This window comes from Chitinasiproducens palmae (assembly GCF_900095735.1).
In the GTDB taxonomy this organism is placed as follows: Bacteria; Pseudomonadota; Gammaproteobacteria; order Burkholderiales; family Burkholderiaceae; genus Chitinasiproducens; species Chitinasiproducens palmae.
In genome coordinates this window covers 163,217-183,732 of the sequence record NZ_FNLO01000003.1, presented here as the reverse complement: position 1 = coordinate 183,732, position 20,516 = coordinate 163,217, and the positions used below count along the sequence as shown (strand labels likewise).

General features: G+C 68.0%; 12 protein-coding genes and 1 tRNA gene. 8 read left to right on the top strand and 5 right to left on the bottom strand.

The genetic code is table 11. From position 1 onward, the window contains the following. Nucleotides 1-101: 101 nt before the first annotated feature. The gene (locus tag BLU54_RS06625) at nucleotides 102-1,253 is read left to right on the top strand and encodes a Gfo/Idh/MocA family protein (RefSeq protein ID WP_091906259.1); all 1,152 of its coding nucleotides are present in this window, start codon (nucleotides 102-104) and stop codon (nucleotides 1,251-1,253) included. Nucleotides 1,254-1,945: 692 nt separating this feature from the next. Here the strand turns inward: BLU54_RS06625 and BLU54_RS06620 are convergent. Continuing rightward, nucleotides 1,946-2,848 carry a hypothetical protein gene (locus BLU54_RS06620; protein ID WP_091906256.1) on the bottom strand — a complete coding sequence of 301 codons (903 nt, stop codon included), beginning with the start codon at nucleotides 2,846-2,848 and terminating at the stop codon, nucleotides 1,946-1,948. A gap of 513 nt (nucleotides 2,849-3,361) precedes the next feature. On the opposite strand from BLU54_RS06620, the gene BLU54_RS06615 reads away from it, so the two are divergent. Next, nucleotides 3,362-4,573 (top strand): M20 aminoacylase family protein, encoded by a 1,212-nt coding sequence (locus BLU54_RS06615; protein ID WP_091906254.1) that lies wholly within the window; start codon nucleotides 3,362-3,364, stop codon nucleotides 4,571-4,573. A 662-nt stretch (nucleotides 4,574-5,235) separates the two neighbouring features. Here BLU54_RS06615 and BLU54_RS06610 read toward each other — a convergent pair. Together BLU54_RS06610 and BLU54_RS06605 are read right to left on the bottom strand one after the other, a co-directional pair. After that, nucleotides 5,236-5,320: transfer RNA gene (locus BLU54_RS06610), tRNA-Leu, on the bottom strand. A gap of 181 nt (nucleotides 5,321-5,501) precedes the next feature. Then, nucleotides 5,502-6,872 (bottom strand): aminotransferase class V-fold PLP-dependent enzyme, encoded by a 1,371-nt coding sequence (locus tag BLU54_RS06605; protein ID WP_091906252.1) that lies wholly within the window; start codon nucleotides 6,870-6,872, stop codon nucleotides 5,502-5,504. Between the two features lie 410 nt (nucleotides 6,873-7,282). Here BLU54_RS06605 and rnr point away from each other — a divergent pair, with 410 nt between their 5' ends. The 4 genes from rnr to BLU54_RS06585 all read left to right on the top strand — a co-directional run bounded on the left by rnr (nucleotide 7,283) and on the right by BLU54_RS06585 (nucleotide 12,977). After that, complete coding sequence (gene rnr, locus BLU54_RS06600) at nucleotides 7,283-9,724, top strand: ribonuclease R (protein WP_091906250.1); 2,442 nt, start codon at nucleotides 7,283-7,285, stop codon at nucleotides 9,722-9,724. Nucleotides 9,725-9,803: 79 nt separating this feature from the next. Continuing rightward, the gene (gene rlmB / locus BLU54_RS06595) at nucleotides 9,804-10,541 is read left to right on the top strand and encodes a 23S rRNA (guanosine(2251)-2'-O)-methyltransferase RlmB (protein ID WP_091906673.1); all 738 of its coding nucleotides are present in this window, start codon (nucleotides 9,804-9,806) and stop codon (nucleotides 10,539-10,541) included. Nucleotides 10,542-10,780: 239 nt separating this feature from the next. Then, nucleotides 10,781-11,476, top strand: a complete 696-nt coding sequence (gene rpiA, locus BLU54_RS06590) for a ribose-5-phosphate isomerase RpiA (protein ID WP_091906248.1) — start codon at nucleotides 10,781-10,783, stop codon at nucleotides 11,474-11,476. Nucleotides 11,477-11,519: 43 nt separating this feature from the next. Beyond that, the gene (locus BLU54_RS06585; protein ID WP_091906246.1) at nucleotides 11,520-12,977 is read left to right on the top strand and encodes an HdeD family acid-resistance protein; all 1,458 of its coding nucleotides are present in this window, start codon (nucleotides 11,520-11,522) and stop codon (nucleotides 12,975-12,977) included. 98 nt (nucleotides 12,978-13,075) lie between these two features. On the opposite strand, the gene BLU54_RS06580 is transcribed toward BLU54_RS06585, so the two are convergent. Beyond that, nucleotides 13,076-13,351: an oxidative damage protection protein gene (locus tag BLU54_RS06580; RefSeq protein WP_091906244.1), complete on the bottom strand. Its 276-nt coding sequence runs from the start codon at nucleotides 13,349-13,351 to the stop codon at nucleotides 13,076-13,078. A gap of 49 nt (nucleotides 13,352-13,400) precedes the next feature. Beyond that, complete coding sequence (argA, locus tag BLU54_RS06575; protein ID WP_091906671.1) at nucleotides 13,401-14,765, bottom strand: amino-acid N-acetyltransferase; 1,365 nt, start codon at nucleotides 14,763-14,765, stop codon at nucleotides 13,401-13,403. Nucleotides 14,766-14,900: 135 nt separating this feature from the next. Between argA and hrpA the strand changes: the two genes are divergently transcribed. Next, complete coding sequence (hrpA, locus tag BLU54_RS06570) at nucleotides 14,901-19,280, top strand: ATP-dependent RNA helicase HrpA (protein WP_091906242.1); 4,380 nt, start codon at nucleotides 14,901-14,903, stop codon at nucleotides 19,278-19,280. A 101-nt stretch (nucleotides 19,281-19,381) separates the two neighbouring features. Further along, complete coding sequence (locus tag BLU54_RS06565; RefSeq protein WP_091906240.1) at nucleotides 19,382-20,380, top strand: YVTN family beta-propeller repeat protein; 999 nt, start codon at nucleotides 19,382-19,384, stop codon at nucleotides 20,378-20,380. The last annotated feature ends 136 nt before the right edge of the window (nucleotides 20,381-20,516 follow it).

Sequence of the window (20,516 nt, the reverse complement as noted above, 5' to 3'; positions counted from 1 at the left end):
GTTACTGCCGGTACTGTCTGGATAGCGACGAGGGGGCACGTCGCTTGCATGGTTACACCGACCGGACGACAGGTTCGGCAATCGCTGATCAGGAGACGGCAATGGCGGGAGAAGCTCGGCAAGTGGCGCAGGGCGGAGTGAACGCGAGCAAGGGACGCAATGTGCGTTATGCAGTCGTCGGCGCGGGCTGGATTGCACAGGCGGCGTTCATGCCGGCGGTCGCCCACACCGGCAACTCGCGCATGACGGCGCTCGTGACGGGGGATGTCGAAAAGGCCAGGGTGCTGTCGCAACGCTACGGCATCGAGCACGTGTTCGGTTACGACGACTATCAGGCGTTCCTCGACGCGAAGGTGGCGGACGCGGTCTATCTGGCGCTTCCGAACTGGATGCATCACGATTACGCGATCGCCGCGCTGGAGGCAGGTTTGCACGTGCTGTTGGAAAAGCCGATGGCTGTGTCCGAAACGGAGTGCGAGGCGATACGCGCGGCCGCGCGCAAGAGTGGCGCAAAGCTGATGATCGCCTACCGCCTCCATTTCGAACCCGCTACCCTCGACGCGATCGCGCGCGTGCGCGCCGGCGAGATTGGCGAGCCGCGCTACTTCAGTGCGGCGTTCTCGCAAAAGGTCGAAGCGGCCAACCATCGCGCGCGGCATGGTTTCTGGGCGGGCCCTGTGCCAGACATGGGTCCCTATCCATTGAATGCGGCACGCAGCCTGTTCGGCGCAGAACCGATCGAAGTGTCGGCGGTCGGTGTGAAGCGGGCAACGCTGCCTTTCGACTTTCACGATACGGTCGCGGTGACGTTACGCTTTCCCGGCGATCGACTCGCGCAATTCACCGTGTCCTATGGTGCTGATGCCGCCGAACACTATCGAATCGTCGGTGCCAGCGGCGACATCTTTGCCCAGCCGGCTTTCGGCTTCGGCCCTGGCGTCGCACTGTCGCTGAAGGTTACGCGCGACGGCAAGACCGAGTCGGTCGACTTCCCGGAGACCGACCAGTTCGGTGGTGAACTCCAGTATTTCTCGGCGTGCGTGATCGACGGCCGCGACCCGGAGCCGTCGGGCGAGGAAGGCTTGGCGGATGTGCGAGTATTGGCCGCAATCGAGCGGGCACTGCAGACCGGACAGGCGCAGAAGCTCGAACCGTTTCATCGACGCACCGGTCCGAATCCGGCCGAGGCGCGTCGTTTGCCACAGATCGACATTCCGCCGTTGGTCGACGCGGCGGCGCCCGGTGGTGATTGAGCACTGGCTTCGGGAGCGAAACGTCCTGCGGGCGCCACCCTCGTGCTTCACCGGTGAGGCGCTGTCGCTCACTGCTGTGCCTCTTGCTGAGGCGTTTCGCTGACGTGTCTTGCTGACGTGTTTCGCTGATGTATCGTACTGCCGCCGTGCTGCGGCGTGCCGTGGCGTCCCGCTGAAGGATCTCTCTATCGCGTCGCCGACTTGCAAGGCACTGCCACGCTGCGCGGTGCGAAGTGCCGATGCAGTGACAAGCGTCACCGGCCCGACCGCGCCGAGGCGCCGCTTTGTGGCACCGCTACCAGTGCCGACACAGTCCTTGCGGTTGCGGTCGTCGCCGCGTCATGCCAAAGCGGTTCTGCAATGTGCCCGTGCGAGACGGCGCGCTAACGCTTCGCGCTGGTGTTCTGACACTGCTTGCGCGGAGCCCCGCGTCGCCGCCGATGGCCTATCTGCGGGACGCGTGCGGAAAGCACGCGTTTGCATCGAAAATCGCGTCTCCATATCGGTGCGCGTTCGGCCACGCTCGCGCGCTTGCGCTCATGACCGGCCGTCGTTTCGAGTGTGTCCCAGGCCGTTTCGGGTAGCCGCAATGGTCGCCCCGTGCTCGCCGTGCATGCCTTGGTGAACGCTCCCGAATTCCATCTCGAACACTGACTGGCCGCCTGCGGGGCGGCGCCGGGGCGGTCACGGTCTCACAGCGACGACTTGATGCCACCGTTCGCACCGTTCGGAGCACCGGGCGCGGCGTCGCGGTCGACAACCGGGTCGCGCGGACTGGCATCGATCGCTGGCACATTCTTGTCGGCATCGATCTGCGTCGCGCGGGGGCTGCGTGCGGTGGAGCGCCGTACCGCCGGCGACCGGCGTGCGCCCCGCAACGTCGCATCAGCAGCCGTACGCAGGTCAGGTTCGGCACCGGCCGCATTGCGGCTACGTTTGGCCGGCCGCGTGTCCACCGACTCGGCCGCTACCGTATTGGAAAGCGAGGTCGTACCGTCGCTCTTGCGGCTGATGCGCGGCTTCGCAACCGTATCACGCGGTGCCGCTGCCACTGCGACTGCCACTGCCACTGGATCGCGCGCGGGCGTCCTCGTTTGCCTCGCTCTGTCGGTTGTCTTTGCCGTCACTCCCGCCCTGGGCTTGCGTGCCGCCACGCCGCTGCTGCCGCTCTTACCGGCAGGACTGCGCTCACCGCGCTGGCCACGTGTCTTGCTTGAAGTCGTCGCGCCGGTCACGCCGTCCCGATCCCGCGCCGTGTCGCGCGGCCGCTGTCGCTGCAGCTTTGCATAGTCGCGATCTTCCTGCGTCTCGATTTGTCCGAGACGCTTTTCAAGACGCTCGACGATATCGGTGAAGATCGCTTCCTTCTGCTGCGTGCGGAGATTCGATGCCTCGCTGTCGGGCTTGCCGTGCGATGCGACGCGCTGTCGTCGGTAGAGGTCTCGATATTTGTCGCGCAACTTGCGGGCGCGTTCCACATGCTTGCGTATGTCGGTCTTCGACAGGCCGCGCAATGCTTCGCCGCGTGTCGCGTCGAAAGCCTGTAGTTCGGTATCGCTGAGAAGTTTCTGGGCGTTGCCGCGCAGGTTGGCCATCGCTCGCTCCCTGTTGTGGTCGGACGGGCCAGCCGGCTCGGCGTTGCCTGCTGCCGCGCCGCAATCGCGTCATCTCGCTGAACGATATGGCCCATGCTGATTGCGCGTAGCAAACAGCGCGCCGCCTCCGTGCCATCGCGCGGGATGGTGACTGCGGCGACCGCGGCGATGGCGACGCGATGGCGCGGGGCGCCGATATCGGCGGACGTCGCCAGCGCAGTCGATTGCCCGAGGTGTGAGCACTTGGCGGCTGCGTAGGGGCGCGCGTTGCCGAGGCGTCGGCAGGCTCGCGGCGAGCCCGCATTGTGGAGGCAGGGCGCGCACTGTTAAAGTCGAGGCGTCGCTTCGCGCACAGAGCCGCGGCACCGGCCCGCCCGCCGTGGTGGGCCGTGGGTAACGAGGTGGCTCGGTCTGCGATGCGGGAACCTGTCAGGTGGCAGAAGCCAACGCCGCGCGGCGTCGCCCGCGCCCGGCAATCTGGCCCGCCTGTGCAATCGATTGTCGAGGTCTGAGATGAAACCGCTTGCCGAAATTGAAGCCCGGGCCGACGCATTGCGTGCCTGGCGTCAGGACATTCACGCCCACCCAGAGCTGGGCTTCGAAGTTCATCGTACCGCCGCCTTCGTGGCGGACAAGCTCGAGGCCTGGGGCTTCGATGTCACCCGAGGCGTCGGTCGCACTGGCGTGGTCGGCACCTTGCAGGCCGGGCGCAGCACGCGCGCGATCGGACTGCGCGCCGACATGGATGCGCTGCCGATCCACGAGGCCAATACTTTCGCGCATCGCTCGACGGTCCCCGGCGTGATGCACGCCTGTGGCCATGACGGTCATACCGCGATGTTGCTCGGCGCGGCCGAGCGGCTGGCCGCCCGTCGCGATTTCGACGGCATCGTGCGCTGTTTCTTCCAGCCGGCCGAGGAAGGCGAGGCGGGCGCGCGCGCGATGATCGAGGATGGCTTGTTCGAACGCTTTCCGGTGGATGCCGTGTTCGGTGTGCATAACTGGCCGGGCATCCCGGCCGGCCATTTTGGTCTGCGCGCGGGACCGTTGATGGCGTCGGCCAGCGAGTTTCGCATCACCGTGACCGGTGTGGGCTGTCACGCCGCGATGCCCCATCTGGGTCATGACCCGCTGTTCGCGGCCATGCAGATTGCCAACGGCCTGCAGGGAATCGTCACGCGAAACAACAAGCCGATCGATACCGTCGTGCTGTCGGTCACACAGTTCCATGCAGGCGATGCCGACAATGTCGTGCCGAACCACGCCTGGCTCGGCGGCACCGTGCGAACCTTCGCCGAGGCGCCGATCGACCTGATCGAACGAAGGATGAAGGCGATTGCCACCACCGTCGCCGAGGCGTTCGACTGTCGGGCCGAGGTCGACTTCAAGCGCGGGTATCCGCCGACGATCAACGATCCGGTGCAAGCCGCGTTCGCGGCTGACATCCTTCGCGAACTGGTCGGCGACGAGTGCGTCGATGCCGACGTCGAGCCAACGATGGGCGCCGAGGATTTTTCGTTCATGCTGCGCGAACGGCCGGGCTGCTACGTGTTCATCGGCAACGGCGACGGTGCCCATCGCGGCGCGGGTCATGGCGGCGGGCCATGCATGTTGCACAACGCGAGCTACGACTTCAACGACGCGCTGCTGCCGATCGGCGCAAGCTACTTCGTGCGGTTGGCGCAGCGTTTTCTGGCTGGGGACGCACAAGGCCGACAGGCTTGACGCGTCGACGCGGGCGCGCTGCCGGCGCAGCGCATTGCGGTTGCGCGCGACGGCCGCCGGGCACGCAATGCCGGGCGGCAGGACCATGCCATCGGCAGCAGTCGCTGGCAGTGGTGGGAAGGCATGCGCGGCGCAGCAGTGACGTAACGAGACGTGCCTGCGGCCGCAAGGACCGCGAGGTCGCGCCGGTGTCAGCTCGATGGAAATATGATGTTCGCGCCGGCCCCTCGGCGTCGCGCCTGCCTTCGCCGGTTCCTACCGAAAGTGATGTTGACGATAATGTCGGCGGTGACGGTGCGAGGATGGCGCGGATGGCCATGCATCGGCGAGTCGCGGGCAGGCTGGAATCAACAGAAAGGAACAGGGCAGGGCGACACCGGGCCGTCGCCGTGGCTGGCCTCGGTTCGCGGCTGTGCGGCGAGCCGACAGGCGTCAGTGGCCGGGATGCAGGTGGGTCAGCGCGCTGCGCACGACAAGCCCCTACCTATGTCAGGTGGCAACGGAGTGGCCATCCCGGCACTGCGTGGACCGATCCGACCGCGCACGTTCACCGAGCGAGCGTACAAACAAAAAACGCGCAAACAAAAACGCACAAACAAAAAACCCCGCAGGCTTTTGCTTTGCGGGGCTCTCTGTTACTACATATTCCTACGACCGCTGATTGGTGCCCAGGAGAGGACTCGAACCTCCACACCTTGCGGCACATGGACCTGAACCATGCGCGTCTACCAATTCCGCCACCTGGGCAGCGCGTCGAAGAAGTGCTCATTATAGAGACTCAATCGGATCTGTCAAACTTTTTTTGCAGCGTGCTTTTCGAGGCCTGCTTGCCTTCAATGCGCGGAAGCGCGCTACGTCCGCGCCGTCTCGCCCGCGGTCGTGCGCTTCGCCCGCAATGGCCAAGCCCCATCACGCCGGTGCGCCAGGCTCAACCGTGTCCCGAGCCGTGGGACCGCTGGCGCGGCACGCCCGACACCACTGCCGCGACCGCATCGTCCAGCACAGCGGCAAGCGCGTCGGCAAGCGCATCGACCAGCGCCGCGCATTGCTCGGTCGGTGTCATGTAATGCGGTGTCAGGCGCAGCAGATCGACCGCTCCCAGCGATGTGAACAACCAGCGCAAATTCGCCGGCTCGACCGTGCCGACGCGCAGCCCACGCGCGTGCAGGCGCGCCGCAATGCAGCCGGCGGCGCCGGCCGGCAGACGATAGGTCAGCAGTCCGCTCGCGGAGCGCATCGCGACACCGTCGTCGCGGCATGGCATGGGGCCAGTGCCGGCGAGCAGTGCGACTTCCGCCGGCTGCAGGCCGGTGCGTGCCGCGATCTGTTCCGCCAGGCTGGCCGCGACCCGGTGCACCGTCGCCTCGATCGCCGCCGGACCCAGCTCTGTCGCGTATCGCGCCGCCGCGCCGGCGGCGAGCCGCAGGCCCGGATTGAATTCGCCGATCTCGAAACGCCGCGCGTCGGTACGCGGGTGTGCGGTCTCGGCGTGCCGCCACTCGGTATTGCTCGCGTCCGGCAGCGGCGCGTTGTCGAAGGCGGCCAGCGCGCGCTCCGACAGGTAGAGCACGCCGACGCCCTTCGGGCCGCGCAACCACTTTCGAGTCGGAAACACCAGCACGTCGCAGTCGATCGCATGCACGTCGACATCGGTCTGTCCGACCGCGTGACTGGCGTCGACGAACAACAGGCCGCCGGCGGCATGCACCCGTTCGGCCAGGCCGGTGAAGTCCGCAACCCCGCCGAAACCGGCGCTGACCGCCTGCACGGACAAGGCCCAGCGCGGTGCCGCCGTGCTGCGGCGGAGCGATGGCGGCAGGGCCGCGATCGCGCTGTCGAGACGGTCGAGCGGGTCTGCCGGCTCGGTGCTCGCTGCGTCGAGCCGATGGATGACCAACCGGCCGGCGTCGCGCTCGGCGAACATGACGAGCGCGTTGCCGCCCCATTCGTGCCGCGTCGTGATGATGTGTGCGCCGCCGTGCGCACACAGGGCGCGGCTGGCCAGCGCCCAGCCGTGCGACGCCGATGGGGTGAAGGCGATCCGCGCCGCCTGCGTGTGCAGCAGCGCCGCCATCGCTTGCCGGCTGTCAATCAGCGCGTCGCCAAGCCGTTCGAGCGCGGCCAGGGTGCCGTGGCGAGCCTCCAGATCGAGCCAGTGGCGTGCGGCGTCGAACACCGGCGCGGGGGGCAGGCTGCACGAGCCATGATTGAAATGCCCGCTCGAACGCAGCGCCGGCGTGTCGGCGCGCAGTCGGTCCAGGTGAGGCGCGGCGAGGGCGGTGGCGCGGGTGGCAGGCATGGCGGACAGGGGCAAGGTGGATCGATGCAAGGCGGATCGATGCAAGGCGGATCGGTGCCGGGGACCGGTGCGCGACCGACAGGTGCGAGACGGTCGGGTGGCAGAGCACCGGCGGCGCGTGCGCCGGCAGCGAGCCGGCCGGTGACATGGGCCCGGGCGTTTTCTCGATAATGCTTGGTGGGAGTGGCTTCCTGCAATGCTAGAATCGGACAATCCGTGCCACCAGCCGACACGAGTCCGCTGCCGGCCGTATCCGCCGGGCCTGCCCCGGCGCAGCGACCGGCGCGGCCAACCTCGGGCGACCCAAGGTCCCGCAGCATGCGAAGTCTTCGCGGACCCGGGTCTGCGGCCCCGTCGAGGGGCGGCCGTCGTTCCGCAGGCGCCATGGACTCGACAGAGAACAGGAAACCATCATTAACAAGCCCGCGAGCAAATTCGCCTATCCCGTGCCGAGCCGGGAGGAAATCCTCGGCGTGCTTCGCCGCAGCGACACACCGCTCAATGCCGACCAGATTGCCGACGCACTGTCGATCAAGCAGGAAGAGCGCGACGGTTTCATGAAGCGTTTCGCCGCAATGGCACGCGACGGTCAGTTGCGCACCGACGACAAGGGCAATGCCGAGTTGGTGTCGAGTCCCAATTTCATCGCCGGTCGCGTGCAGGGGCATCGCGACGGCTTCGGGTTCCTGTTGCGCGACGACGGTCAGACGGATCTGTTTCTCTCGCACATCGAGATGGAAAAGGCGATGCACGGCGACCGCGTGCTGGCGCGCGCGGGCGGCACCGACCGACGCGGGCGGCCGGAAGGGCACATCGTCGAAGTCGTCGAGCGCGCGAACAAGCGGGTCATCGGCCGTCTCGTCAACGAGAACGGCGTCCTGGTCGTGGCGCCCGAAGACGCGCGCCTGGGTCAGGACATCCTGGTCGAGCCGAAGTCGCTGCGCGATGCCCGCGCCGGACAGGTCGTCACGGTCGAGATCGTCGATTTCCCGACCCGCCATTCCCAGGCCTTCGGACGAGTGGTCGAGGTGCTTGGCGACATCGACGATCCGGGCATGGAAATCGAAATCGCGGTACGCAAGTACGGCGTGCCGCATGAATTCTCCGCCGCGGTGCTGAAGCAGGCAGGGGCGTTGCCCGACGAAGTGCGCAGCGCCGACCTGAAACAGCGCATCGACCTGCGCGATGTGCCGCTGGTAACCATCGACGGCGAGGACGCGCGCGACTTCGACGACGCGGTGTATTGCGAGCCGGTCAAGATCGGTCGCGCCAACGGTTTCCGGCTGCTGGTCGCGATCGCCGACGTGTCGCACTATGTGCGGCCCGGCGAGGCGCTCGACGCCGGCGCCATCGAGCGCAGCACGTCGGTGTACTTTCCGCGCCGCGTGATCCCGATGCTGCCGGAAAAGCTTTCGAACGGACTGTGCTCGCTGAATCCGGATGTCGATCGCTGCGTGCTGGTCTGCGACATGGTCATCAACGCGCAGGGCGCGGTGAAGGCCTATCAGTTCTATCCGGCCGTGATCCACTCCGCGGCGCGCCTGACATACACCGAGGTGGCCGCCGCGCTGTCGAACAGCAAGGGACCGGAAGCAGCGCGCCGCGCCGCGTTGATGCCCCATCTGCAGAATCTTCACGAGGCGTATCGCGCGCTGCTCACTGCACGGCACAAGCGTGGCGCGATCGATTTCGAGACGACTGAAACCTATATCGTCTGCAATCCGCAGGGAAAGATCGAACAGATCGTGCCGCGCACCCGCAACGACGCGCACAAGCTGATCGAGGAGTGCATGCTGGCCGCCAACGTGTGCGCCGCGGACTTGCTCAAACGACACAAGCATCCGGCGCTGTTCCGGGTGCACGCGGGGCCGAGCGCCGAGAAGCTGGACAACCTGCGCACCTTCCTGCGCGGCGTCGGCCTGACGCTCGGGGGCGGCGACACGCCGCACGCGAGCGACTACGCGGCGCTGATCAACGAGATCAAGGGGCGGCCGGACGCGCCGATGCTGCAGACCATGTTGCTGCGTTCGATGCAGCAGGCCGTGTACAGTCCCGACAACGTCGGCCACTTCGGCCTTGCGTACGAATCGTACGCGCACTTCACCAGCCCGATCCGGCGCTACCCAGACTTGCTGACGCACCGGGCGATTCGCGCGGTGTTGGCCGGCGAGAAATACGTGCCGGTGCCGCCCGACGCAGTGCCGCTGAACACGGCCGCGCCGTCGAAGGGGCGCCGCGCGCCGGCCGCCGCGCCGGCGCCGGCGCCTGACGCGCGGCGCAAGCCGCGCAGCGAGCAGCTTGCGGTCTGGGAGCAGCTCGGCATGCATTGCTCGGCCAACGAGCGGCGCGCCGACGAGGCTTCGCGCGATGTCGAGAACTGGCTGAAGTGCTATTTCATGCGCGACAAGCTCGGCGAGGAATACAGTGGCTCGATCAGTGGCGTCACGTCGTTCGGCATCTTCGTGCAGCTCGACGCGCTGTTCGTCGAAGGGCTCGTGCATGTGTCGGAACTGGGCAGCGACTATTTCCAATACGACGAGGTGCGCAACGAATTGCGCGGCGAACGCACGGGTATCCGGTATCGCCTGACCGATCGGGTGCGGGTGCAGGTCGGCCGCGTCGATCTCGACACGCGCAAGATCGATTTCCGCCTGATCGACGAGCAATCCGCGGCGCCGGCCCGTGCGCCGCAGGGCGGCCGCGCCGCGCGCGGCGGCAAGAAGACGCCCGCCGAGGGCACGCCGCGGGAAGCCGCGCCCGCGTCGCGTCGCACGGCCGCTGCGGGTGAGCCGGCGGCCGCGCCGGCCGGCAAGGGCGGTGCGGCCAAGCGCAGTCGCCGCCGCCGGCGCTGATTCCGCCGTCGCGGCCTGTCGCTCGCCTGCCTCCGCGGGGCGCGCCATTGCCGCGCCCCGTTTGCTTTTCGAGATTCGTATGTCACGTCACAAGATCATCTACGGCTTCCACGCCGTCCAGTCCCGCCTGCGCCACGATGCAAGCAGCGTCGAGGAAGTCTTTTTCGACCCGACGCGTCGCGACCGACGCATGCAGGATTTCCTCGGCGTCGCCAAGGCGGCGAATGTGCGGCTGATCGCGGCCGACGCCGAACGCCTGCGCGGACTGGCCGGCAGCGAACGGCACCAGGGCGTGGTGGCGCGTGCCGCCGACGTGGCGCTGGCGCAGACCGTGACCGAATTGCTCGACGCGCTCGAAGGGCCGCCGTTGCTGCTGGTGCTCGATGGCGTCACCGATCCGCACAACCTCGGCGCCTGCCTGCGGGTCGCCGACGCGGCCGGTGCCCACGCGCTGATCGCCCCGCGCGACCGGGCCGTCGGACTCAATGCCACGGCGGCGAAAGTCGCCAGCGGCGCGGCCGACACGGTGCCCTACATCACGGTGACGAATCTCGCCAGAACGCTTCGCGAGATCAAGGACGCCGGCATCTGGGTGGTCGGTACCGACGACCAGGCCAGCGAGAATCTTTATCAGGCCAAGCTCGCCGGGCCGCTGGCGCTGGTGATGGGAGCCGAAGGCGAAGGCATGCGCCGGCTGACGCGCGAGACCTGCGACGCGTTGGTGCGCATCCCGATGAATGGTGCCGTCGAGAGCCTGAACGTGTCGGTCGCGAGCGGCGTATGCCTGTTCGAGGCGGTGCGGCAGCGCCAGGACTGACGCCGCGCGTTGCCGTACATCGGGCGCTCGCCGCGCTCCGGGGCGCCAGCGGCTGTCCTTGCCCAAGCTGGCCGTTGGCCGAGGCTTGGACCGAGGCTCGGGCCGTTGCGCCGCCGCTGCGTTCGCCATTCGGACGTACGGCGCCGTGCCGCCGGCGGTAGAATGCGCGCGTCTGCCTCCTGTCTCAAGACCGGGCGGTCGCCGGCAGGCGGCCGTGACCCGATCCGATCGCTCTACACATGACCCAAGACGAACTGAAGGTGCTGGTTGGCCGCGCGGCCGCCGAGCACGTACTGGCTCATCTGCCGTCCGACGCCGTGCTTGGTGTCGGTACCGGCAGCACCGCCAACTGCTTCATCGATGCGCTCGCCCCGCATCGCGCGCGCATCCGCGCCACCGTGTCGAGTTCCACGGCCACCACCACGCGCCTCGAAGCCGCCGGCTTCACCGTGATCGACCTGAACGACGTCGAGTCGCTGCCGATCTACGTCGACGGCGCGGACGAGATCGATGCCGACGGGCATATGATCAAGGGCGGCGGCGGCGCGCTGACGCGCGAGAAGATCGTCGCCTCGGTTGCCGGACAGTTCGTGTGCATTGCCGACGGGTCGAAACGCGTCGAGCGGCTCGGCACGTTCCCGCTGCCGGTCGAGGTCGTGCCGCTGGCCCGCAACGCGGTCGCGCGTCGACTGCGTGAATGCGGCGGCGCGCCGACGCGGCGCCTGCACAAGGACGGCAGCGTCTACGTGACCGACAACGGCAACGAAATCCTCGATGTCGCCGGTCTCGACATTGTCGATCCGCGCGGCTTCGAGGCACGCGTCAACGACTGGCCCGGCGTCGTGACCGTCGGCCTGTTCGCCCGGCGTCGGGCCGATCTGGGCCTGTTCGCAGTGGCCGATGGCGTGCAGACGGTGACGTTCCCCAGACAATGATGGCCCGGCGCGCGACGCGCCGCAAACTTACTGCGAGGGCGTGATGGTCCAGTTGATTCTGCTGCTGCTCGGCACCGACTACTTGCGCCGGCGCTGGCCGGTCCTGTTGGGCCTCGGCGCGCTCTGGATGCTTGCCGGGCTGCTGCTCTGCATCGATGCCACCGACGGCGTGCTGGTGTTCCCACTGCGCGTGTTCGCGTGGCTGCTGCTGGCCGAGGGCGTGGCGACGCTGGCCGTCGCCTGGACCGGCGTGGGCGGCCAGCGCACGCTGCGCTATGGCAAGGGCGGGCTCTTCACGCTGGCCGCGTTGCTGATCCTGAGCGGTCACACCGCGGGCCACATGGCGCTGTCGATGATGTTCGGCTTGCTGTTCCTGTGCGGCGGCGCGCTGCAGATCGCCTCCGCGCATGTGGTGCGCTTCCCGGGCTGGCGGCTGGCCTTTGCCGGTGGCGTGGTGCAGATCGGACTCGCGATCTTTTTCTTTCAGCCCTATCCGACGCACTACGTCGGCACTGTTCCGTACAGCCTCGGGCTGGGCCTGGCGATCGGCGGTTGGAACATCATCTGGCTGGCGCTGCGAGCCCGCTTCCTGCCCGAGCGTGCGTCGCTGGCGGCGTTGTCGCAGCATAACCTCGACGATGCGCGCCATCGGGCGCTCGACGCGGGCGTGCACACGCACGAGGCGGGCTTGGCGGCGCATCTGGCCGCCGGCGAGACGTCCATTCATGCCGCCAACGCCGATGCGATGGTGTCGGCGGATCCGGCGCTCAAGCGCGAGCTGATCGTGCATGTCTGGACGCCGACCGGCTCGGCAAAGGCGAAGGCGTTGCGGCGCCCGGTGATCGATCGCTATATTGCCGCGGTCGACGTCAACGGCGTGATTTCAACCGGCCATGCGGCGTTGGAAAGCAGCGAGGGCGTCTACATCAGCCTGTATCCGGCTGTCGAGATCGATCGTTCGCCGGAAGACTTCGCGCGCCTGTTGCGTGCGACCGCGGACAACGACGTGCCGGGCACCTTCCAACCCGACTACCTGACCGAATCGGCCGCATGGTGCGAATCCACCGTCAAGGTGCGCGTCCGGAACTACGATCCGGTCCGCTTGCAGGCGTTCTGGGACGTCTACCGACGCACGCCGGTGTACAACCTCACCTACCGCAACTGTTCGAGCACCGTCGCGTACGCGCTGGAAGCGGCGGTGGAGGGTGCGGTCGGCAGTCTGGGCGGGACCGACCGGGGATGGCGTGCGTTCCTGCGCGTGCTGGCCACGCCGGAGCTCTGGGTGGCGGTGCAGATCCGCCGGCGTGCGGTGACGATGGCATGGACGCCGGGGTTGGTGCTGGACTACGCCCGGGCGCTCAGCATGATCGTTGATCCCAAGCCGTTCGGCTGGTTCAAGATGGCGCGCCTCGCGCTGCGCCAACTGCACCGCGCGCGCCAGCAATGGCGTGAGGAGGAGGGTGCGGCCGCCGCGCCGGCGGAGCCGGTGGCACCCGGCTGACGCGAAGTCCGCGCCTGGCGGACTCGGTGACAGCACCGGACCGGAGGACGGCAGGCGCGTGGGGTTGGGCGCAGCCGTGCGGCCGCGCCGGCAAGACCTCAGGCGCCGGTCGGCGGCACGAAGCCCGAGGCGCTGTCCGCGCCTTCGCCGAAGAAGTACTTCTCGGTCTGCTTCAACAGGTACTGGCGCGCCCGCGCGTCGGCCATGTTCAGGCGATTCTCATTGATCAGCATGGTCTGCTGCTTCAACCACTCCTGCCACGCCTCTTTCGAGACATTGGCGTAGATACGCTTGCCGAGTTCGCCCGGGACGGGCGGAAAGTCGAATCCCTCGGCTTCGCGGCCGAGTTTCACGCATTGAACGGTGCGCGGCATGGTGTTGCTCCTTCGTATGGGATGGTGGGTGACCGGGGCGTGGCGCCGGTCACAACTGCTTGATCAGGACCAGCGACTTGCGCTGCCAGTTGTAGAGGCGACGGCGATCTTCCGGAAGGTCGTCGACACTCGCCTTCACGAAACCGCGTTTCAGGAACCAGTGTTCCGTGCGCGTGGTGAGCACGAAGATGCGGTTCAGGCCGCGCGCGCGGGCGCGCTGCTCGATGCGCTTGAGCAGGCGTTCGCCGTCGCCGGAACCCTGCGCTTCCGGTGCGACGGTCAGACAGGCCATCTCGCCGATGCGCTCGCGCTGATACGGATACAGCGCGACGCAACCGAACAGCACGCCGTCGTGTTCGATCACCGAGAAGTGATCGACTTCGCGCTCGATCTGGTGCCGGTCGCGGCGCACCAAGGTGCCGTCCGCTTCGAGCGGTTCGATCAACTGGACGATGCCTGCGACGTCGTCCGCGGTCGCTTCGCGCAGGCTTTCGAGGTTCTCGTAGCTGACCATCGTGCCGACGCCGTCGTGCGTGAACAGCTCGATCAGGATCGAGCCATCGAGTGCGAACGGAATCAGGTGGGCACGCGGCACGCCGCCGCGACAGGCGCGGCAGGCGTGGCGCAGATAGAACTCGACTTCCTCGGGCAGCGTGCCGGTTTCGCGTAGGCGCGTCGCGTCATCGAGCGCGAGTTCGCGCAGCAGCGAGCCGTCGCCGTCGACCACGCCGGGCGTTTCGGTGATGTAGATCAGCTTGTCGGCGCGCAGCGCGATGGCGGTCGACGCGGCGATATCTTCCATCGACAGGTTGAACGCTTCGCCGGTCGGCGAGAAGCCGAGTGGCGACAGCAGCACCAGCTTGCCGTTGGCCAGCGAAAGACGGATCGAGTCGGCGTCCACCTTGCGCACCACGCCGGTATGCAGGTGGTCGACACCGTCGACGATGCCGACCGGTCGCGCGACGACGAAGTTGCCCGATACGACACTGATGCGGGCGTGCGCCATCGGCGTGTTCGGCAGCCCCTGGCTGATCGCCGCCTCGATATCGAGACGGATTTCGCCGGCCGCTTCCTTCGCCGATTCCAGTGCGGGCGCGTCGGTGATGCGCAGGCCCCGTGCAAACTGGGAACTGAGATTGCGCAGCCGCATCTGCTCCTCGACCTGCGGCCGCGAGCCATGTACCAGCACGATCTGGATGCCCATCGCCTGGAGCAGGGCCACGTCCTGCACCAGCGTGTTCAGCCGGCCCGCGCTGACCAGCTCGCCGCCGAAACCGACGACGAAGGTCTTGTTGCGGAACGCGTGGATGTAGGGCGCGACGGCACGCAGCCAGTCGACGAACTGCGCAAGGTCGACGGGATCGGCCTGGCTGGACGCCACGGGCCGTGGGGACGAGGAGGTTTCGGCATTCATGCGCGGATTATAATGCGACGCCATGTCCAATGTAGACGATCGGCCGGTCGCGGCGACAAGATTCCACGCCGCCGCCGCGCACGACGGCGTTCCGTCTTTCCGAGCCGCCGCGCCGCCATCGCGCACGCCGGCTTCATGACCTCCTCCCCGGATAGCCCCAAGTTGCCCAACCCGCCACGCCCGCCCCACACGTCCCTGTCTTCGTCCGCCGATGAGCGCGCCAACGCGGGTGGCGAACCGTCCCCGCCCGAGGCGTCGGTACCGGCGGCCGACGAAAGCGCGCCGGCACCCGCGCGCCGGCGTCGTCGCCGCCGCGGCGCTGGCGGTAGTGGCGCGGGCAGGGGCGCGGACGGCGGCGCGGGCAGTGGTGCGGACGGTGGTGTGGACGGTGGTGTGGACGGTGCAGCGGCGGGCGCAGCAAGCGATGGCGGCAACCTCGCAACGGCCGGCGCCGGACCGGCTCGCGAGGGTGGTCGCGGGGGGCAGCGAGAGGTTCGCACGGACGGCGACGGGCCGCGCACAGGCCGGGCGCCGGCCACGCCGGTGCCGGCCATCGTCTTTCCCGAAGCGCTGCCGGTGTCGGCGCGGCGCGAGGAAATCGCGCGCGCCATACGCGACCACCAGGTGGTCATCGTCAGTGGCGAAACCGGCTCTGGCAAGACCACGCAGCTGCCGAAGATCTGCCTGGCCCTGGGACGCGGCCGGGGTGCCGGCGGCGCCGGGTTGATCGGCCACACCCAGCCGCGGCGCATCGCCGCGTCGACGATCGCGCGTCGCATCGCCGACGAGCTCGGCACTGAACCGGGCGCGGTGGTCGGCTACAAGGTTCGGTTCACCGACAACCTCAGCCCGGGCGCCTCGGTCAAGCTGATGACCGATGGCATCCTGCTCGCCGAAACGCAGGGCGACCCGCTGCTGCGCGCATACGACACGCTGATCATCGACGAAGCGCACGAGCGCAGCCTGAACATCGACTTCCTGCTCGGCTATCTGCGGCAGTTGCTGCCGAAGCGGCCCGACCTGAAGATCATCGTCACCTCGGCCACCATCGACGCGCAGCGCTTCGCCCGTCATTTCGGCAGCGACGAGCGGCCCGCGCCGGTGATCGAGGTCAGCGGACGCCTGTATCCGGTGGAGATCCGCTATCGGCCAGTGCAGGACAGCCGCCTGTCGCCGCACGGCGCGGCCAGCGGCGCCGCTGTGGCCAGGGCACCCGCCGCCGAGCCGGCGCGCACGCGGGTGCGCGACCGCGACATGCATGACGCGATCGTCGACGCGGTCGGCGAACTGGTGCGCGAGGGGCCCGGCGACGTGCTGGTGTTCCTGCCTGGCGAGCGCGAGATTCGCGACGCGGCCAATGCGCTGCGCGGTCATCATCCGCCGCACGTCGAGATCCTGCCGCTGTTCTCGCGGCTCTCCGCCGCCGATCAGGCGAAGATCTTCAAGAGTTCGAACGCTCGCCGCATCGTGCTCGCGACCAACGTGGCGGAGACCTCGCTGACCGTGCCGGGCATTCGCTATGTGGTCGACACCGGGCTGGCACGGGTCAAACGCTATTCCTATCGCAACAAGGTCGAACAGTTGCAGATCGAACCGATCTCGCAGGCCGCCGCCAACCAGCGCGCCGGCCGCTGCGGCCGGGTTGCCGACGGCATCTGCATCCGCCTGTTCGACGAGGACGACTTCGCCAAGCGTGCGCCCTTCACGGATCCCGAAATCCTGCGCTCGTCGCTCGCCGCGGTGATCCTGCGCATGAAGGCGCTGCATCTGGCCTCGATCGAGGCCTTCCCGTTCATCGAACCGCCGCCGGGCCGCGCCATCGCCGACGGCTACCAGTTGCTCGCCGAGCTTGGCGCGGTGGACGACGACAACGCGCTCACGCCGACCGGACGCGAGCTGTCGCGCCTGCCGCTCGACCCGCGCGTCGGGCGCATGATTTTGGCCGCGCGCGAGCGCGACGCGCTGGGCGAGGTGCTGATCATCGCCGCCGCGCTGTCGGTGCAGGACCCGCGCGAGCGGCCGGCCGAGCAGCAGGAAGCGGCCGATACCGCGCATCGTCGTTTCGCCGACGAGAAAAGCGAGTTCCTGAGCTGGCTGAAGATCTGGCGCTGGTTCGAGGACGCGGTCGCGAACCGGCAGTCGAACCGGCAACTGGTCGACGCCTGCCGCGCGAATTTCCTCTCGCACCTGCGCCTGCGCGAATGGCGCGACGTCCATGCGCAGCTCGTCACGGTGGCGCGCGAGCAGGGCTGGCGCATCGCGCAGACCGAGGCCACCTACGAGCAGATCCATCTGTCCCTGCTGGCGGGCCTGTTGGGCAACGTCGGCATGAAGGCGGAGGACGAGCCGCATTATCTTGGCGCGCGCGGCATCAAGTTCTTTCCGTGGCCGGGCTCGCTGCTGGGCAAGAAGGCGGGACGCTGGGTGCTGGCCGCCGAGATGGTGGAGACCACGCGCCTGTACGCGCGCACGCTGGCGCGCATCGAACCGGAGTGGATCGAGGCGGTGGGCGCGCATCTGCTGCGGCGATCGCGTGCCGAGCCGCACTGGGAAAAGAAGGCAGGACGCGTCGTGGCGTTCGAGCGGGCCACGCTGTACGGCCTGACGATCTACCAGCGGCGGCGTGTCGACTTCGGCAAGGGCGGCGAGCGCGAACGGGCGCGCGAGATCTTCATTCGGCAGGCGCTGGTCGAGGGCGAGTTCGACACCAGGCTGCCGTTCTTCGCGCATAACCGCAAGCAGATCGGCGACGTCGAGCAGATCGAGCACAAGTCGCGGCGGCAAGACGTGCTGGTCGATGATGAACTGATCTATGGCTTCTACGACGCGGCGATTCCGGCCGACGTGCATGGCACGGTGTCGTTCGAGAAGTGGTACCGCCGTGAGAGCGCCGAGCAGCCGAAGCTGCTGTACCTGTCGCGCGACGAACTGATGCGGCACGAGGCGGCCGGCGTCACCACCGATCTCTACCCGAAGCGGCTCACGCTGGCCGGCCAGTCGATGGCTGTCACCTACCACTTCGAGCCGGGCTCGCCGCGCGACGGCGTGACCGTGGCCGTGCCGCTGTTCGCGTTGAATCAGATCGACGTGCGGCGCACGGAGTGGCTGGTGCCGGGCATGCTGAAGGACAAGGTGCAGGCCCTGCTCAAGTCGCTGCCGCAGAAATTGCGACGCCACTGCGTGCCGCTGCCCGACTATGCGGCCGGCTTCGCCGAGCGGGCCGAACAGAAAGGCCTGCCGTCGAGCGGCCAGGGATTGGTCGAGGCGCTGGGCGCCGATATTCGCGAGACCACCCAGGTGCAGGTACGGCCGGTCGACTTCAAGCAGGAGACCCTGGGACCGCACCGCTTGATGAATTTCAAGGTGATCGACGAACACGGTCGGCAGCTTGCGATGGGACGTAACCTGGGCCAACTGCGCGTCGAGCTTGGCGAGGCCGCGCAGCAGCGTTTTCGTGAAATCGCAGCGGTCGGCGCGCATGCGGCGCTGCCCGAGCGCGGCGACGCACAGGGCGGCCGCCGCGCCCCCGACGGGCGGGGCGGCCGGCCGCAAGGCGCCGCGCCCGCGCCCGCCGCCGCGCCGAATACCGCCTCCGGCAGCGCACCCGACAGTGCACCCGGCAGCGCACCCGGCAGCGCAGCCGGCAGTGCGGCAGGGACCGCGATCTACGACGACCTGACCCAGTGGAACTTCGGCAAGCTGCCCGAACTGCTCGAGATCCGGCGCGGCGATCGGACCCTGTTTGGCTACCCGGCGCTCGTCGACCGCGGCGATCACTGCGAAGTGCAGGTATTCGATTCGCCGGACGAAGCCGCCACGACGCATTGGGCCGGGCTGCGACGCCTGTTCGCGCTGCAGCTGCGCGAGCCGGTCAAATATCTGGAGAAGAATCTGCCGGGCTTGCAGCAGATGTCGATCCAGTACATGAACCTGGGCACTCAGCAGGAGCTGCGCGACCAGTTGATCGCGCGCGCGATCGAACGCGCCTGCATGGTCGCGCCGTTGCCGGACGACGACGCGAGTTTCGCCGCGCGCCTGGCGCAGGGCCGGCAGCGGCTCAATCTGCTGGCCCAGGAACTGTCGCGTACCGCGCAGCAGATCCTCGCCGAGTACGTCGACGTCGCAAAGAAACTGGCCCAGTCGAAGAGCTTCGCGGCCGCGCACGCGGACATGCAGGCGCAACTCGGGGCGCTGGTCGGCAAGCATTTCGTGACCGGCACGCCCGATGCCCAGTTGCAACACTTGCCTCGCTACCTGAAGGGCGTGGCGGTGCGTCTGGCCAAACTGAAGGCCGACCCGGCCCGCGATGCCCGGCTGCAGGCGGACCTCGATTCGGTGCGCGTGCCTTACCAGCGTGCGGCCGGCGCGTGGCGGCAGGGCGGCGATCCGCGGCTCGCGGAATTCCGCTGGCTGCTGGAGGAATTGCGCATATCGCTGTTCGCGCAGGAACTTCGCACGCCAATGCCGGTCTCCGTCAAACGGCTGCAGAAGCTCTGGCAGTCGATGCAACACTGAGGCGGCGGGCAGGATCGGTAAGGCTGACCGCTGCGCGCCCGCGCCGCTCGCCGGCCGTCTCGAAAAGCTTCTACAATGCCGAATCACGCAACAGGTATGCAATGCGCCTTTCCGTTCCTGCCCGCCGGCTGCATGCCGGCCTGCTGACCGCCGCCATGGTCGCCGCGACGCCCGCGCACGCGGACAACGTCGTCATCCTCAACTCCGCCGAGGCGTCGATCTCGCTGATCGATCCGGCCACCAAGCAGGTGGTGTCGAAGTACTCGGTGGGCAAGGAACCGCATCACCTGATGGCGACGCCGGACAACAAGTCGCTGATCGTCGCGAATTCGGTGTCGAACAGCCTGTTCTTCCTGGATCCGAAGCTCGGCACGATCCAGCGTCGGGTCGAGAACATCGAGGACCCGTACCAGATCGGCTTCTCGCCGGACAACCGCTGGTTCGTCTCGACGGCGTTGCGGCTCGACCGGGTCGACATCTACCGCTATGACGGGCGCGATCTGACGCCGGCCAAGCGCCTGCCGTTGCCGGCCATGCCGAGCCACATCGCGTTCACGCGTGACAGCCGCACCGCCTTCATTTCGCTGCAGGTGTCGGGCGAGATCGCGGCGATCGATCTCGCGACGCAGACCCTGCTGTGGAAGATGAAGGTGGGGCCGGCGCCAGCCGGGCTGTGGATGACACCCGGCGACAAGTACATGCTGGTCGGCATGACCGGCGGCGACTACGTCGCGGTGGTCGACTGGCGGCAGCGCACGGTGGTCAAGCGCATCCATACCGGCCGTGGCGCGCACAACTTCCGGTCGCTGGTTGACGGCAAGCATGTGGCCGTCAGCAATCGGGTCGAAAGCACGATCAGTATCATCGACGAGGATGCGCTGACCAATGTCGGCGACATCACCGGCCTGATGCCCGGGCCGGACGACATGGAATTGACGGCCGACAAGCGGTATCTGTGGGTGACGTTCCGGTTCGCCCGCCACGTCGGCATCATCGACCTGACCACGCGTCAGCTGGTGGCGACAATCCCCGTCGGACGCTCGCCGCACGGCATCTATTTCTACAATCGCGCGCCGCTGACCGCGCCGAATGGTGCCTGACACGGCGCTTGTAACGGCGCTTGTCACGGCGCTTGTCACTGCGCTTCACACGGCCTTCGCGCAGCGTTCGGGTGCGCGGCCAGCGGTCGCAGCGCGGCAGGCCGACGAGGCGTCAACCGGCAGGGCCGGCCGGGCG